This is a genomic window from Bartonella sp. HY406 (assembly GCF_025449315.1).
Taxonomy (GTDB): Bacteria; Pseudomonadota; Alphaproteobacteria; order Rhizobiales; family Rhizobiaceae; genus HY038.
Genome location: NZ_CP104893.1, coordinates 2,991,212 through 3,006,542 on the forward strand (window position 1 = coordinate 2,991,212; position 15,331 = coordinate 3,006,542).

At 41.8% G+C, this 15,331-nt stretch carries 13 protein-coding genes and 1 other RNA gene; 9 read left to right on the forward strand and 5 right to left on the reverse strand.

Going from position 1 to position 15,331, the window contains the following annotated elements:
• Positions 1-147 precede the first annotated feature (147 nt).
• On the reverse strand, positions 148-1,962 hold the full coding sequence (gene typA / locus N6B01_RS12600; protein ID WP_182418091.1) for a translational GTPase TypA: 1,815 nt from the start codon (positions 1,960-1,962) through the stop codon (positions 148-150).
• A gap of 401 nt (positions 1,963-2,363) precedes the next feature.
• On the opposite strand from typA, the gene selD reads away from it, so the two are divergent.
• On the forward strand, positions 2,364-3,410 hold the full coding sequence (selD, locus tag N6B01_RS12605; protein ID WP_262079059.1) for a selenide, water dikinase SelD: 1,047 nt from the start codon (positions 2,364-2,366) through the stop codon (positions 3,408-3,410).
• A 67-nt stretch (positions 3,411-3,477) separates the two neighbouring features.
• Here selD and N6B01_RS12610 read toward each other — a convergent pair whose 3' ends face one another.
• A complete protein-coding gene (locus N6B01_RS12610) occupies positions 3,478-4,299 on the reverse strand; it encodes a TIGR00282 family metallophosphoesterase (protein ID WP_262079061.1) in 822 nt (273 codons plus the stop codon).
• Between the two features lie 318 nt (positions 4,300-4,617).
• Here N6B01_RS12610 and N6B01_RS12615 point away from each other — a divergent pair, with 318 nt between their 5' ends.
• Genes N6B01_RS12615 through N6B01_RS12625 form a run of 3 tightly spaced genes read left to right on the forward strand, consistent with a single transcriptional unit; the run spans position 4,618 to position 7,364 of the window.
• A complete protein-coding gene (locus N6B01_RS12615; protein WP_262079062.1) occupies positions 4,618-6,222 on the forward strand; it encodes a tetratricopeptide repeat protein in 1,605 nt (534 codons plus the stop codon).
• A gap of 29 nt (positions 6,223-6,251) precedes the next feature.
• Positions 6,252-6,815, forward strand: a complete 564-nt coding sequence (locus N6B01_RS12620) for a tetratricopeptide repeat protein (RefSeq protein ID WP_262079063.1) — start codon at positions 6,252-6,254, stop codon at positions 6,813-6,815.
• A gap of 51 nt (positions 6,816-6,866) precedes the next feature.
• Positions 6,867-7,364 carry a tetratricopeptide repeat protein gene (locus tag N6B01_RS12625; RefSeq protein WP_262079065.1) on the forward strand — a complete coding sequence of 166 codons (498 nt, stop codon included), beginning with the start codon at positions 6,867-6,869 and terminating at the stop codon, positions 7,362-7,364.
• Positions 7,365-7,369: 5 nt separating this feature from the next.
• Here N6B01_RS12625 and N6B01_RS12630 read toward each other — a convergent pair whose 3' ends face one another.
• Positions 7,370-8,362, reverse strand: a complete 993-nt coding sequence (locus N6B01_RS12630; protein WP_262079066.1) for a hypothetical protein — start codon at positions 8,360-8,362, stop codon at positions 7,370-7,372.
• Between the two features lie 110 nt (positions 8,363-8,472).
• Positions 8,473-9,210, reverse strand: a complete 738-nt coding sequence (locus N6B01_RS12635) for a YggS family pyridoxal phosphate-dependent enzyme (protein ID WP_262079068.1) — start codon at positions 9,208-9,210, stop codon at positions 8,473-8,475.
• Positions 9,211-9,333: 123 nt separating this feature from the next.
• Between N6B01_RS12635 and leuS the strand changes: the two genes are divergently transcribed.
• Positions 9,334-11,943 (forward strand): leucine--tRNA ligase, encoded by a 2,610-nt coding sequence (gene leuS / locus N6B01_RS12640; protein ID WP_262079069.1) that lies wholly within the window; start codon positions 9,334-9,336, stop codon positions 11,941-11,943.
• Complete coding sequence (lptE, locus tag N6B01_RS12645) at positions 11,930-12,502, forward strand: LPS assembly lipoprotein LptE (RefSeq protein WP_262079070.1); 573 nt, start codon at positions 11,930-11,932, stop codon at positions 12,500-12,502. The genes leuS and lptE overlap by 14 nt, the downstream gene beginning before the upstream one ends.
• A gap of 93 nt (positions 12,503-12,595) precedes the next feature.
• Here the strand turns inward: lptE and N6B01_RS12650 are convergent, their stop codons facing one another.
• Positions 12,596-13,324 carry a DUF3750 domain-containing protein gene (locus N6B01_RS12650; protein ID WP_262079071.1) on the reverse strand — a complete coding sequence of 243 codons (729 nt, stop codon included), beginning with the start codon at positions 13,322-13,324 and terminating at the stop codon, positions 12,596-12,598.
• Between the two features lie 299 nt (positions 13,325-13,623).
• Between N6B01_RS12650 and N6B01_RS12655 the strand changes: the two genes are divergently transcribed.
• The 3 genes from N6B01_RS12655 (at position 13,624) to N6B01_RS12665 (ending at position 15,281) form a co-directional block, all read left to right on the forward strand.
• Positions 13,624-14,343 (forward strand): tetratricopeptide repeat protein, encoded by a 720-nt coding sequence (locus N6B01_RS12655; RefSeq protein WP_262079073.1) that lies wholly within the window; start codon positions 13,624-13,626, stop codon positions 14,341-14,343.
• 95 nt (positions 14,344-14,438) lie between these two features.
• A non-coding RNA gene (gene ssrS / locus N6B01_RS12660) (6S RNA) lies at positions 14,439-14,595 on the forward strand.
• Positions 14,596-14,708: 113 nt separating this feature from the next.
• Positions 14,709-15,281 carry a 5-formyltetrahydrofolate cyclo-ligase gene (locus N6B01_RS12665; RefSeq protein WP_262079074.1) on the forward strand — a complete coding sequence of 191 codons (573 nt, stop codon included), beginning with the start codon at positions 14,709-14,711 and terminating at the stop codon, positions 15,279-15,281.
• Positions 15,282-15,331 lie beyond the last annotated feature (50 nt).

The following is a 15,331-nucleotide window of genomic DNA, read 5'->3' on the forward strand; positions in this document are numbered from 1 at the left end:
TTTTTAAAACGGGTTAAAACAGTGATCTTTTATGCACAAATTCGTTATTTTGTACCTTTAAGGGAGCGCTAATATCAATTTTCATTTTATGTAAAAGCAAAATAAAAAGCGGAAAATAAATCCCGCTTTTAAATCTTATTAATCAGTTTATCCGCGGCTTTTGCCAAAACGCTTGCGTTCATTTGGATCAAGATAAAGCTTGCGCAAACGAATAGATTTTGGTGTTACCTCAACCAATTCATCATCTTGAATCCATGATAAAGCGCGTTCTAGCGTCATGCGGATTGGCGGTGTAAGCTTAACAGCTTCATCTTTACCAGCTGCACGAATATTGGTAAGTTTTTTGCCCTTAAGGACATTAACTTCCAAATCATTGTCGCGCGAGTGGATACCGATGATCATGCCTTGATAGACTTTTACGCCTGCATCAATAACCATAGGGCCGCGATCTTCAAGGTTGAACAGTGCATAGGCAACCGATTCACCATTATCATTGGAGATGAGAACGCCATTATTACGACCAGAAATATCACCCTTAAATGGTTGATAATCATGGAACAAACGGTTCATAATCGCCGTACCGCGTGTATCGGTTAAAAGCTCTGATTGATAGCCGATAAGCCCGCGTGTTGGTGCATAAAATACCATACGAACGCGATTACCACCCGATGGGCGCAATTCAACCATTTCGGCTTTGCGTTCAGACATTTTTTGCACAACAGTGCCTGAATATTCTTCATCAACGTCGATAACAACTTCTTCGATTGGCTCAAGAACATTGCCATTTTCGTCTTCTTGCATAACAACGCGTGGACGCGAAATGCTAAGCTCGAAACCTTCACGGCGCATGTTTTCAATCAAAACAGCAAGCTGCAATTCGCCGCGTCCTGAAACATAAAAAGAATCCTTATCGTTGGATTCTTCAATCTTCAAAGCAACGTTGCCTTCTGCTTCTTTAAGCAAACGATCACGGATAACGCGGCTCGTTACCTTGTCACCTTCAGTACCAGCAAGCGGACTATCATTAACGATAAAGCTCATAGTAACAGTTGGTGGATCGATTGGCTGTGCAGTTAATGGCTCAGTTACAGCAGCATCACAGAACGTATCTGCAACCGTACCTTTTTGAAGACCTGCAATTGCGACGATATCGCCGGCAACACCTTCTTCAATTGGTTGGCGCTCAAGACCACGGAAAGCAAGGATACGTGAAATACGGCCAGTTTCAACAAGTGCACCAGTTTGTGACAAAACTTTGATGTTTTGGTTTGGCTTAATGCTGCCTGAATGGATACGACCAGTGATAATACGACCAAGGAATGGATCTGCTTCCAAAAGCGTACCGATCATACGAAATGGGCCTTCACCAGTGTTGGGTTCAGGAACATGGCGTAAAACAAGGTCAAATAATGGGCCAAGACCTTCATCTTTTGGACCTTCTGGACTTTCAGCCATCCAGCCATCGCGGCCTGAACCGTAAAGAACAGGGAAATCAAGCTGTTCATCCGTTGCGTCAAGGGCTGCAAAAAGGTCAAATACTTCGTTGATCACTTCTTCTGCGCGCGCATCTGGACGGTCGATTTTATTGATAGCAACGATAGGACGTAAGCCAACTTTCAAGGCTTTACCAACCACAAATTTGGTTTGTGGCATTGGGCCTTCAGCAGCATCAACAAGAACGATAGCGCCGTCAACCATGTTCAAAATACGCTCAACTTCACCACCAAAATCGGCGTGGCCTGGCGTATCAACGATGTTAATACGGGTATCTTTCCAAACAACGGAAGTTGCCTTGGCAAGAATGGTAATGCCGCGCTCCCGTTCAATGTCGTTAGAGTCCATCATACGCTCTGTTGTGCGCTGATTGTCACGGAACACACCGGACTGTTTTAAAAGCTCGTCAACCAGTGTAGTTTTGCCATGGTCAACGTGAGCGATAATCGCGATATTGCGCAATTTCATATGATAATTCTTCTTTTTGTTCGTGGGATTGGAGAAAATAACCGTTAATTCGGTTAACGTTCGAACATAAGCGCAATACAGCTTTTTTTTCTTAAAAGAAAGAGGGCGAGCGCCGCTTAAGATTCATAAACGAATTCATCCCAGAAAAGAATTATATTGGCTTGGGTGCTTCCATACATCATTTTATGCTTGTAATAAAGCAATTTTTTTCAATACTTGTTGTTAATCTATAATTTTAAGTCATTTTTCATGCGTTTATCAATATTTACATCTTTTAATAAGGTGAAATTGAGCCTATGTTTTAAACAAAAATAGCAAATATCATGCATGGTAAAATATATTGCCTTTTGCATTTTTTCGTCAAAATTTTGTCAAATCTAGCTATAATTGGGAGCGGCGTGATGAGTAATCAAACAGTAAGCCTAACCAAACTTGCCCATGGTGGCGGTTGTGGTTGTAAATTGGCGCCGGCGGTTTTACAAAAAATGCTAACCAATCAACCCCAATTTGGGCCGTTTAATGGTCTTGTGGTTGGTAATGAAGCAAGTGATGATGCGGCTGTCTATGCGCTTGATGATGATAATCTTATCATTGCGACAACTGATTTTTTCATGCCAATGGTGGATGATCCCATTATGTTTGGACGCATTGCTGGTGCCAATGCCATATCAGATATTTATGCCATGGGCGGGCGACCACTCATGGCGCTTGCTATCCTTGGCATGCCGATTGATAAATTATCACCTGATATAATTGCCAAGATTTTGCAAGGTGGGCAAGAAATCGCCGCAGAAGCTGGTATTGCTGTTGCAGGTGGTCATTCTATCGATTGTCCAGAGCCAGTTTATGGGCTTGCCGTGATTGGTAGTGCAACGCGTAAAACCTTGCGTCGCAATGATACGGCTAAAGCTTGCGACACATTGCTTTTATTAAAGGGCTTAGGGGTTGGCATTTATTCGGCAGCCTTTAAAAAAGGCGCGTTAAGTGATGGCAATTATAATGAGATGGTCGCATCCATGACCAAGCTTAACATAATTGGTATGGAGCTTGCAAAAATGGATAGCGTGCATGCTATGACCGATGTAACCGGCTTTGGTATTCTTGGTCATGCTCTTGAGATGGCACGTGGCTCTAACCTTGAATTGCGTTTGCACTTTGATAAGCTACCCTTTTTAAGCGATGCGTTAAATCTTGCAGGTGAAGGCTATATTACCGGCGCATCAAAGCGCAATTTTGATAGTTATGGCGATGCTATCCGTTTTGAAAAAGCCTTGAGCGATCATCAAAAAGCGCTGCTCACAGACCCGCAAACCTCTGGCGGTCTGTTGGTTGCTGTAGCTCCTGAAAATGCCAAGGATGTTATGGCATTGGCTTTGTCTAACGGTTATGAGCGCGCTAGTATCATTGGTGAAGTCGTAGAAGGCAAGCAACAGATCGTTGTTTTATAAATATGTTCCACTCTTCATCACATCATTGGTGATGAAGAGTAGAATTAATGGGTCTTGATCCTAGAATTTACCAAAAATCGGGCAAGGTTTCTTGCAAACGTGGGCCAATGCGCACGGCAGCGATTTTTTCTGCTAAACCAGTGCGGTCAGATATTTCAACGGCTAAACCGCAAATCGTTGCAGGACCAGAGGCAGGCTCATAACGCCCACGCGGCAATTTGGTTAAAAAGCGGTTTAACGGTTCTTCCTTATCCATACCAAGCGACGAGTCATAATCGCCGCACATACCAGCATCCGACATATAGGCAGTGCCGCCATTTAAAATTTGCATATCAGCGGTTGGCACATGAGTATGAGTACCAACAACAACGCTGGCACGCCCATCAAGAAAATGACCAAAACATTGTTTTTCGCTGGTTACTTCGGCATGGAAGTCAAAAATAATAGCATCAGCCTGTTCGCCAAGCGGGCAAGCGGAAACAATTTCTTCAGCTGATTTAAAAGGATCGTCAAGTTCTGGATGCATGAAAACGCGGCCCATAACATTGGAAACCAATACGCGTGCGCCATTTTTGGCAATGAATAGGCCTGAACCTTTGCCAGCTGTACCGCGTGGATAATTAGCTGGGCGCAAAAATCGCTCCGAGCGATTGGCGTAAACAAGGGTTTCCTTTTGGTCAAAAGCATGATTGCCGGTTGTGACCACATCGGCACCCGCTTCAAGTGTTTCGAGGTAAATTTTTTCGGTAATACCAAAACCAGAGGCGGCATTTTCGCCATTTACGACAACAAAATCGAGCTTATAATCTGAAATTAAACCAGGAAGGCGCTCATAAACGGCAGTGCGACCACACCGCCCCACCATGTCGCCCAAAAATAAAAATCGCATAGATACGCTTTCAAAGATAATTAAAACATTTCCAGCAAAGGTTGTTTCAACTTTTGCGTTTGGACAATGCGCCAAAATAAAGAATTTAGAGCACGACATTGCTTTAACAATAAAAGACGTGTTCTAAAATGCTTGAACATCTCTATAACTTATATTTTAGCTTTTTAAAAGTGTATCCATAAAGATGCACGACCAAAATCATTATGTAATAATGTAGATTTATTCGTGTATTTCCATCAAATATCCATATTTGAAATGACAGTCTATTATAGAATTTTATATAAATATTTCTAATATTTATTGGATGGGGACTATTTGATGATTAAAGGTTGGGCGCTAGATATTAATTTTGCTAAAAAGGCGATTTTTACAACAGGCCTATTGCTTTCTTTATATAATATTGCAGTGGCACAAACGCCCCGCAATAATTGCCAAGAGCAATGTCATCAGTCCAATCAAAGGCATGAGATTATAAAAAAACTTCGCGTTAAAGCAGAGAGAGGCGATGCGAAGGCACAATTTGACCTTGCAAGCATTTATGATAATCGCACTGATCTCATTCAAAAATGCGATGAAGTGTTAAAATGGTATGGTAAGGCTGCCGAACAAAATTTAGTTATTGCTCAATATGCACTTGGCAATGTTTATAGTGATGGATGGTGCACAGATCGAAATTTTGTTGAAGCAAAAAAATGGTATCAAAAAGCTGCCAACCAAGGCCATATTGATGCACAATATCTTTTGGGAATGCAATATAAAAGCGGTAAAGGCACCAAACAAAACTATAGTGAGGCTTTAAAATGGCTGAGAAAATCAGCAGAAAGCGGCCATGCCAAGGCACAAAATGCTCTTGGGCGCATGTATGATGATGGTCGCGGCACCAAGCAAAATTATGAAGAAGCAATAAAATGGTATTTAAAAGCAGCCAAGCAAAACAACATAAATGCCCAAATTAATTTGGGATATTTATATTTAAACGGTCAAGGTGTGAGACAGGATTATAAAGCGGCAAAAAGCTGGTTTGAATTAGCAGCCAAGCAAGGCGATAAAATAGCACAGTATAATTTGGCGACCATGTACCAAGATGGCTTGGGTGTACCAAAAAACGATGTTGAAGCTTTTAAATTATATAGCCAATCAGCAGAACAGGACTACAAAGATGCCCAGATGAATTTGGGCTTATTATATGAGATGGGTAAGGGTACCAAGCAAGATTATCAAAAAGCCATGCGTTGGTACTCAAGCGCCGCCGAGCAAAAACAAGTAGATGCGCAACTTAACTTAGCCTCATTATATAAGCGCGGTCTTGGCGATAAACAAAATTATGATCTGGCACTATATTGGTATGAGCAAGCCGCTAGACAAAGCAATATCGTGGCATATTTGAATTTGGGCATTGCATATGAAAGAGGCGAAGGTGTTAAGCAAAACTATAGGGAGGCAGCAAGATGGTATCGCAAAGCTGCAATCCAAGATAATGCCGACGCGCAAAATAACCTTGGCCTTTTGTATCAAGCTGGTTTGGGTGTCAAACAAGACGCTAAACAAGCAATGAATTGGTTTCGCATAGCTGCCGGTCAAGGCCATGGTTTTGCGCAAGTAAACATAGGTGATCTTTATAAAGATGGCATTGGTGTCAAAAAAGATTATGCGGAAGCAGTCCACTGGTATTACAAAGCTGCGGTGCAAAAAAATGCTTTGGGGCAGAATAAGCTTGCTAATATGTATCTAGATGGGGAGGGCGTAAAAAAAGATTATGAAATAGCCTATATGTGGGCAAGTTTAGCTGCTTCAAATGATAATACATTTTTAGATGCAAAAAATAAATTTGCCAAAAAATTATCAGCTGAGCAAATTGACAAGGTAAAAATTGCCGTCAAACGATGTAAAGACACCAATTATAAAATTTGTGCAATCAATTAATTTTAAGCAAAATATATTCGGGGATTTTGATGAAAAATTTAGCAATTAAAAGCTTTAATTATATTATCTATATGCTCGTTATAGGCGGTTTTGCGGTCTCTTTACAAAGTCCTGTTGCGGCTCAAGGATTTTCATGTAAAAATTTTCAAAAAAATCAAAATATTGACGCATTAAAGCAAGATGCAATTAACCAATATCGCTTAAGTGCCGAGCAAGGCGATGCAAAGGCACAATTTAATCTTGCAAGGCAATATGATTTTGGCAACCGATGGCAAGCTAACCTTACTGAAGCATTTAAATGGTATCAAAAATCTGCCGAGCAAGGTCATGTTAACGCGCAATTGCACCTTGCTGAATTTTATGAAAAAGGCGAGAGAATAGGATTGGAAATAGAAAAAGATGATGCGCTTGCCTTTAGCTGGTATAAAAAAGCAGCAGATCAAAATAATGCGCAAGCTCAATTAAAACTTGGGGACATGTATCGATTTGGACGCGGCACCAAATTAAACAAGCAGCAAGCTTTATATTGGTACCAAAAAGCTGCCGAACATGAAGACTCAGCGGTTGACTATGAACTCTCTAGAATTTATTAAAATGACATTAGCTATAACAATTTTATAGATTTAGATAAAGCATTATTTTTATTGAAAAAATCTGCAAACAATGGATATGCAACGGCTCAAGCTCAGCTTGGGTATGAATATCAAACGGGTAAACGTGTTGAACAAAATTATCAGCAAGCACTAGATTGGTATTTTAAAGCACTAGATTGGTATTTTAAAGCTGCCGGACAAAATAATTCATTTGCACAATATCATATCGGCGAAATGTATGACCTCGGCTTAGGTGTTCATAAGGATTTGGCGAAGGCCGCAATATGGTACCAAAAATCGGCTAAAAGCGGTGACGTTAGCGCATTTTATGCGCAGTCGATGTTAATTGGCATGTATGAAAAAGGACTTGGCGTAAAAAAAGATTATACCAAAGCCTATATTTGGAGCCATATTATATCCTTGGTTGAGGGTAAATATCCATCAGCAAAGGATGTTCTAGCATCCAAGCTTTCTAAAAAGCAGGTGCGACAAGCGGAATTAGCAGCCCAAAGATGTATTTGTACAGGCTATAAGGATTGCCCATTATAGAGGCGTTACCATCGCCGCCATTCACTGGTAATATCTTCATTTTCTTCAATGAGAAAGCCCGTTTGCGCAACAACCTTATCAATAAAGATGCTTAGTTCATCACGCTCCAAAGTTTCGACCAAACCATTGCGGCCGTTAATGTCATTGACGTTTACAACAAGAATTTCGACCGCCTTATAGATTGCTTCTGCATCAGCTTTTTGAGTAGCAGCCTTGACGCTATCAATAAAAATATTAAGCTGTTCTTCTACCGCACGAATATCTTGCTCATTATACCCCTTATCCAAGCCAATCAGTTTACGCCAACGCTTGGTTGGAAATCTCTGACGATATATTTCTAATCCTGCGCTTGCTTTAGGGTCAATGATATAATTCTTCACATTTTGTTGTCGTTCGCGCGCACGTATATCGGCGCGATCTAGCAACGTAATAGTGAGACGTATCAATTTTTCTTCGCCCGTATAAGTTGCAATAACATTTAGATTTCCAACCCTATACGATATGTTATATTTTTCATCGCTAACACCTGGCAGCCAGCTGCTTTTTGTTTGCATACCCGGTTTCGTGTTAAGTTTTTGGGCGACAATTTGCGGTGTATCACCAAATTTTAAACCAAAGGGTAGTGGATGCTTATAAGGTCTTTGCTCGGTTCGAAGACTATCACTGTCGCCAAATTCAATGTACAAGACAATTTTCTCATCGTCATTCGTGCTAAATCTGGACTTTGGCTCACCGTATAAATAATAGAATAAACGATATTCTTCCGTCGAAACATTAAAGCCGGTATCAAAATCTTGTGTTTCCCAAGCGGGAGCATCTTTTGGCACAGGCCTTAATGGATAAAGTTTGCGTTGCTGTTCCATGTAAGTTTTAAAAACGGGATCTTCTGCGCTGCGTCCTAACATATCTTGGTGATTGACAAAGTCATCTGCTTTTACGGACAGGTTGAAGAAAGCCAACAAAAACAAGGCAAGGCAGATTATCCGCAAAACATTCATTTTTAAACCTTCATAATAAACAGCTAATGATGATTAAAGCATTTTTGCAAAATGCAACCAATGTTTGCAAAAATGCCCATTCATTTATCTTATGCAGTCTTTATTCTCGGCTATTCCTCAATTGAGGCATCATCGTCGTTCTTCATCGGGCGGTAGCCAAATATTGCCGAGCCAACGCGCACACTTGTTGCACCAAACTTAATCGCTAATTCAAAATCACCTGACATGCCCATGGATAATTTGTGCAAGCCTGCTTGTTTGCCGAGTTTTTCAAGCAATGCAAAATGGGGACCCGGATTTTCATCAGCTGGCGGTATGCACATTAAACCAATAATATTAAGACCATGGATATTTTGGCAGCGTTTGACAAAATCAAGCGTATCTTGTGGGGCAATGCCTGCCTTTTGCGGCTCTAAACCTGTATTAACTTGAACATAGCACGGTAAATTGCGTGCCTGCTTGTTCATTTCCGCGCTTAAGGTCGCGGCAATTTTTTCACGGTCAACACTTTCAATTACGTCAAAAAGTGCAACGGCTTCCGCCGCCTTGTTGGATTGTAGTGGCCCAATGAGATGTAATTCTATACCCGAAAATTCATTGCACAATTGCGGCCATTTGCTTTGTGCTTCTTGAACACGGTTTTCACCAAATTGCCGCTGCCCTTGTTGAAGCACGGGACGAATGTCATTGGCATCAAATGTTTTTGAAACAGCAATAAGATCAATATCGCTAGCTGATCGTTTGGCTTCACTGGCGCTTGCCAAAATTTCTGCCCGCACATATTTAAGTGCCGCACAAACATCATGGGCTTCCTGCACTGAAGTCTGATTATCTAGCTTGTCATTCATCGAGATATCCTTTATTGCCTATATATTCAAAATACTATCGCCAGTTGACGCCTTACACAATGTGTGTTGAAGCTCCATTGACAGATTTTTAAACTAGTTAATCTTCGCAAGAGAATAAAAGCAATGGCAACCGAACGTTATAATCCACGCGCTACTGAAAAAAAATGGCAATCGGCTTGGGATATTCAAGATGTTTTCAAGACTGATAATGATGATAGCCGTGAAAAATATTATGTTTTAGAAATGTTTCCCTATCCATCAGGCCGTATCCATATGGGCCATGTGCGCAATTATGCCATGGGTGATGTGGTAGCGCGCTATAAGCGGGCAAAGGGGTTTAATGTCCTGCACCCAATGGGATGGGATGCTTTTGGTATGCCGGCTGAAAATGCGGCAATGAAAAATAAGGTTCATCCTAAAGAATGGACTTATGAAAATATTGCCACCATGCGTTCGCAGTTAAAATCCATGGGCCTATCACTGGATTGGTCGCGTGAATTTGCCACTTGTGATGTTGAATATTATCATCGCCAACAAATGATTTTCCAAGATATGGTGGAAAAAGGGCTTGTTACCCGTAAAAGCGCCAAGGTTAATTGGGATCCAGTTGATATGACTGTACTTGCCAATGAGCAAGTGGTTGATGGTAGGGGCTGGCGTTCGGGTGCCTTGGTTGAGCAGCGCGAATTAACCCAATGGTTCTTCAAAATTACCGATTATAGCGAAGACCTATTGCAAGGTTTAGATCAGCTTGAAGAATGGCCTGATAAAGTTCGCCTTATGCAAAAGAACTGGATTGGTAAATCACAAGGCTTAGCATTGCGTTGGCAAATAGCCCAAAATGCGCCAGCAGGCTTTGATACAATTGAAGTTTATACAACCCGCCCCGATACGATTTTTGGTGCATCCTTCATTGCCATTGCTGCTGACCACCCATTAGCCAAGCAAATTGCCGAAAACAATTCACAATTGCAGGGCTTCATTGAAGAATGTAAGCGTATTGGCACATCAGTTGCCGCTATTGAAACAGCTGAAAAGCAAGGCTTTGATACAGGCGTTACCGTTGCCCATCCTTTTGATGAAAATTGGCAATTGCCAGTTTATGTCGCCAATTTCGTATTGATGGAATATGGTACTGGTGCGGTTTTTGGCTGTCCTGCCCATGATCAGCGCGATCTTGATTTTGCTAATAAATATGAATTGCCAGTGCGCCCTGTGGTGCTGCCAGAGGGACAAGATCCATCTAGCTTTATTGTGACCGAGACAGCACACACCGAAGATGGCGTGATGATTAATTCAAGCTTTCTTGACGGTTTAACGCCAACACAAGCTTTTGATGAGGTGGCAAACCGTTTAGAAAGCACAATGCTTATTGGTAAACCACAGGCCGAACGCCGCGTACAATATAGGTTGCGTGATTGGGGTATTTCCCGACAACGCTATTGGGGCTGCCCAATTCCAATGATTCATTGTGTGGAATGTGGGGTGGTGCCAGTACCGCGCAAGGATTTGCCCGTGCGTTTGCCTGACGATGTTACCTTTGAAAAGCCAGGTAATCCGCTTGATCATCACCCAACTTGGAAAAATGTTGATTGTCCAAATTGTGGTAAACCCGCACGACGCGAAACCGATACCATGGATACATTTGTTGATTCATCATGGTATTATATCCGCTTTACTGATCCAAATGCTGATGAACCAACAGAGCGAGCTATGGCTGATAGTTGGTTGCCAGTTGATCAGTATATTGGCGGTATTGAACATGCTATTTTGCATCTTTTATATTCGCGCTTCTTTACCCGTGCGATGAAAAAAGTTGGCTATGTTGGGGTTGAAGAGCCATTTAAGGGCCTATTCACCCAAGGCATGGTGACGCATGAATCTTACCGTGATGAAACGGGCTATGTCTTCCCATCTGATATTAAGATTGAAGAAAAAGATGGTAAGCGTGCAGCTTTCCGTTTATCCGATGGTGCGCCGGTTGAAATTGGGCCAATCGAAAAAATGTCGAAGTCAAAATTCAACATTGTCGATCCTGATGATATTTTAGCATCCTATGGCGCTGATACGGCACGCTGGTTTATGCTTTCTGATTCGCCGCCAGAGCGCGATGTTATCTGGTCTGAATCTGGTGTTGAAGGTGCATTCCGTTTTGTGCAGCGGGTTTGGCGCATGGTGGCACTTGCTGAAGAACATTTGCAAGGTGTTGAAGGCAAAGCTGCGCAGGACGGCGTTGCCCTTGATATTTCCAAGGCTGCACACCGCACCTTGAAAGCAGTTGCTGATGATATTGAAAAGCTTGCCTTTAATCGTGCAGTTGCCCGTCTTTATGAGTTGCTAAATATTTTGTCGCCGGTTGCGCAAAATATTGAAACGGCTGATAATGATACCAAGGCTGCACTAAAGCAGGCATTTGATTTCTTTATTGCCATGATTGCACCGATGATGCCGCATCTTGCTGAAGAGTGCCACGCCGCTTTGGGTGGTAATAAAATGGTGGCAACTTTGCTTTGGCCGCAATATGATGAAGCTTTGACCGTTGATAATGATGTCACAATGCCTGTGCAAATTAATGGTAAAAAGCGTGGTGATTTGACAATTAGCCGTGATGCGGACAAGAATGCCGTTGAAGCTGCTGTGTTGCAATTGCCTTTTGTTCAAAAAGCTCTTGATGGCAAGGCACCAAAAAAGTTGGTTGTTGTACCGCAAAGGATTATTAATGTTGTTATCTAAACCAATTATAGCATTAAAAAGCATTACTCTGGCGGCGCTTATGGTGTCTGCTATCACAATAAGTGCTTGCACAGTGCAACCGCTTTATCAGGGCAGCAATAGCGATGGCAGCCCTATGCTTAATGCAAGTTCACCAATGCGGGCAAAACTTAAGTCTATTGAGATTAGCGAAGCCGGTGACCGCACAACTCAAATTGTGCGCAACCGTTTGATTTATCTGTTTAATGGTGGTGCTGGTGAAAGCGGGGCGCCGCAATATAAGCTAGCATTAAATGTCAGCACGACTGTGTTGGCTGCAGTGCGGGTTAATGTTGGTGACCGTACCGATCGTACCGGTCGTGCGTCAGCTGGTACTGCACGCGCAACAGGTACTTATACAATTAGTGATATGGATGGTAAGATTGTTGCCAAGCGTAGCCGTTCGGTTGATGCTTCTTTTGATCGTCCACGCCAAGAATATGCTAATCTTGCTGCCGAAAAAGATGCGATTGAACGTGCAGCCAACGAACTTGCCGAACAATTATATTTATCCGTTGCACAAGATATGTCTAAAAAATAATTTAGCCGTATCGGTTAATTAAAAAAACGCCTTTGAACTTATTCAAAGGCGTTTTTTTTAAAAGCTAATTTATATTCTTGTAAAATAGTTTTACTAAAAGCCAACTCTGCCAATACCGGGGATTTTTACGCCAAGATTTTTGATATCTAAGCCTAAAACAAAGCCACCAATATCCAATTCAAGCCCACTTTTTCCGCCAATCGCCAAGCCACCAAAGCCATGATAATTTATGATAAGGTCGCTATTATCCTTATCGTAAAAATACCATTTATTGTTGGGTAAAAAATTACGCCCCACAGCAAGCGGTGGCAATGCCACATTGATTTCCGGCACGTCACGTAAAATATTACCGACAAAACTATTCGAATTTGGCCCGGGCCAGATAATATATTGACCACTCCCACCATAGGGATAGCGCTTTATAGCCGCTTCAACCTTTTCAATCAACGCATCATTATTATGGGATTCATAAATAATAAATGGCGCATTAGAATACCATTTGGCATCGGCCGCATAGGCATTTTGGCGCAATGCTTTGCCCCAACCCACAACATCATAGCGATTATACTGGCTTTCACCGGCCTTTTTAAAGACGATCCAGGTGTGAAGTGAAATTGCCCCCTTCATGCCGCCGGTTCTTGCGCCCATAATATAAAGGCTAGAGCCTTGCGCTTGCGGTTTTGGCAAGAAATTTGCGCTTGTCCAATCAGCAACGCGGTAGCTTTGTGGGCGATCTAATTGCCACCACCAAAGGGCACTTGCACCAATGGGTAATAAATAGCAAATTAACAAAAATAAGATCAGCCTTTTTAGCCACTTCATTATGATTATCTCCCCTTTAAGCTTAGAGCGCATTTCGATCTGATTGGATCAGATCCGCGCCCTAATACATTGTTTACAGCGCGTTTTTTGTCCGAAAACCGCTTCACACTTTTCGGAAAACGCTCTAAAATTTCGCGTGCTTCACATTTTAGTGAACCTAAAAAGCATTTATGGCTAAATTATAGTTTTGGCGGGGTTACTTTTAATAGCAATATGCCATTTTACTGCCTTTTAATTGATCTTAAACTAAGCCATATTAAAATAAAATTTTAATCAATGGTTAGAGTGTGGAAAAGAAGTTGAAATATCGAGATCTTATATTTGCTTGCTGTGCTGTTTTATTGACTGCGCCGACTTTATCAGCGGTGATGATTTCACTTAGCCATGCGCAAGAAGCACCGCAATTTCCACCAGCGCATGAACCACTTGAATCCCCGCTCGAGCCCGATGATGTTGTGCCTTTACGCCCTAATATTAAACCCGATCAAGCTATTGAAAACCCAAATAAATCTAAAAATCTATTGCCATTGGTTAAAAAGACTGATGAATTAAACACACTTTTTACCAGTTTGAAGCGCAGCGCTGATGTAAAAGAAGCTCAAAAAATTAGTCAACAAATACAGGGGCTTTGGTCTCAATCGGGTAGCGCAACAATAGATTTGTTGATGGGCTGGGCAGAAGATGCGGCGCGCAACCAAGATTATGCACAAGCGATGGATTTTTTGGATAATGTTGTAGCGCTTGACCCTAATTATGCTGAAGGTTGGATGCGGCGCGCATCAATTCATATCCAGATGAATGATATTTCCCTTGCCGTTCTTGAATTAAATAGGGTGCTACAAATTGAACCACGCCATTTTAATGCGCTGATGCAGCTTGGTGCTATTTTTGAAATGACCAACCGTGAACCCATGGCAATTGATATTTATAATAAAGCGCTTGATATTTATCCGCAAATGGTCAAGGTGCAAAAGCGCGTGGCTGATTTATTAGAAAAATCAACCGATAGAGCTATCTAGATATTTTCTTAGATATGGTTCAACCATTAAAGCTGCCCTTAAAATAATATAAATCCTATTGGCATTTTGTAAAACATTGGTTTATAGTGGTTAGCGGCGTTCTGCGCTTCGCGACAGGATAACAGCATCCCTAGGGCCTTAATGATCTTAAAGGGAGCCGTCCCTGATGAGGCCCGTGGGCTTCGTCATATGGCGCCCACCTACTATGTAGGTTCCTAGGATCAAAAATTCCATCGGTTGTCGTGGACGCCACTTCTTTACTGCCCTTCGTGGCACTTATCCAACAAACAGCTTTGTTAAAATTGGTTTTTTCCCATCATAAAAGTGTTTATGCTGATAGTGAACGTTTCTTGACGGATAATAGAATGACAAAACAGCAACAACGCCATGAAGCATTAGCCAAGCGTGATCGTTTGGCGCTAGATTTTCGCCGACAAGTTGCTGAACAATTAGCAAATGAAGCAAATGCGCTTTTGTCACTTGATGAAGCAAGCATAGTCGCCGGCTTTTGGCCAATTGGCAGTGAAATCGACCCAAGACCCTTATTGTTGGTGCTTAAAGAGAAGGGTAAAACCATTTGCCTGCCGGCTATAATCGATAGCAAAGCCCGTCAAATGCAATTTCGCCAATTTTGTTGTGAAGATGAATTAATTCCGATGGGCTTTGGCACTATGGGCCCACCTGCAAGCGCCGCTATTCTTGATCCCGATTTAATTTTGCTACCGCTTGCGGCATTTGATGCTATCGGCAACCGCATTGGTTATGGTGGTGGTTTTTATGACCGGATCATTGCTGACATGAGATCACGGCAGAAACAACCATTTTTGGTAGGGCTTGCTTTTGATTGCCAAGAGGTGAACTCCATAGCAGCGGAAGACCATGACATTCCTTTCCAAGCACTTTTAACAGAAAAAGGCTTGCGATTATTTAAACAATGATAATAAACTATATTATATTTATACTTTATGAAAACCTTGATATCATTTGT

Bases quoted from the DNA above. Each gene is read 5' to 3' on its own strand.
- N6B01_RS12665 (WP_262079074.1), top strand. From the start codon at position 14,709: ATGACAAAACAGCAACAACGCCATGAAGCATTAGCCAAGCGTGATCGT.
- N6B01_RS12650 (WP_262079071.1), bottom strand. From the start codon at position 13,324: ATGAAGTGGCTAAAAAGGCTGATCTTATTTTTGTTAATTTGCTATTTA.
- N6B01_RS12630 (WP_262079066.1), bottom strand. From the start codon at position 8,362: ATGAATGTTTTGCGGATAATCTGCCTTGCCTTGTTTTTGTTGGCTTTC.
- N6B01_RS12620 (WP_262079063.1), top strand. From the start codon at position 6,252: ATGAAAAATTTAGCAATTAAAAGCTTTAATTATATTATCTATATGCTC.
- leuS (WP_262079069.1), top strand. From the start codon at position 9,334: ATGGCAACCGAACGTTATAATCCACGCGCTACTGAAAAAAAATGGCAA.
- N6B01_RS12615 (WP_262079062.1), top strand. From the start codon at position 4,618: ATGATTAAAGGTTGGGCGCTAGATATTAATTTTGCTAAAAAGGCGATT.
- lptE (WP_262079070.1), top strand. From the start codon at position 11,930: ATGTTGTTATCTAAACCAATTATAGCATTAAAAAGCATTACTCTGGCG.
- N6B01_RS12610 (WP_262079061.1), bottom strand. From the start codon at position 4,299: ATGCGATTTTTATTTTTGGGCGACATGGTGGGGCGGTGTGGTCGCACT.
- N6B01_RS12635 (WP_262079068.1), bottom strand. From the start codon at position 9,210: ATGAATGACAAGCTAGATAATCAGACTTCAGTGCAGGAAGCCCATGAT.
- selD (WP_262079059.1), top strand. From the start codon at position 2,364: ATGAGTAATCAAACAGTAAGCCTAACCAAACTTGCCCATGGTGGCGGT.
- typA (WP_182418091.1), bottom strand. From the start codon at position 1,962: ATGAAATTGCGCAATATCGCGATTATCGCTCACGTTGACCATGGCAAA.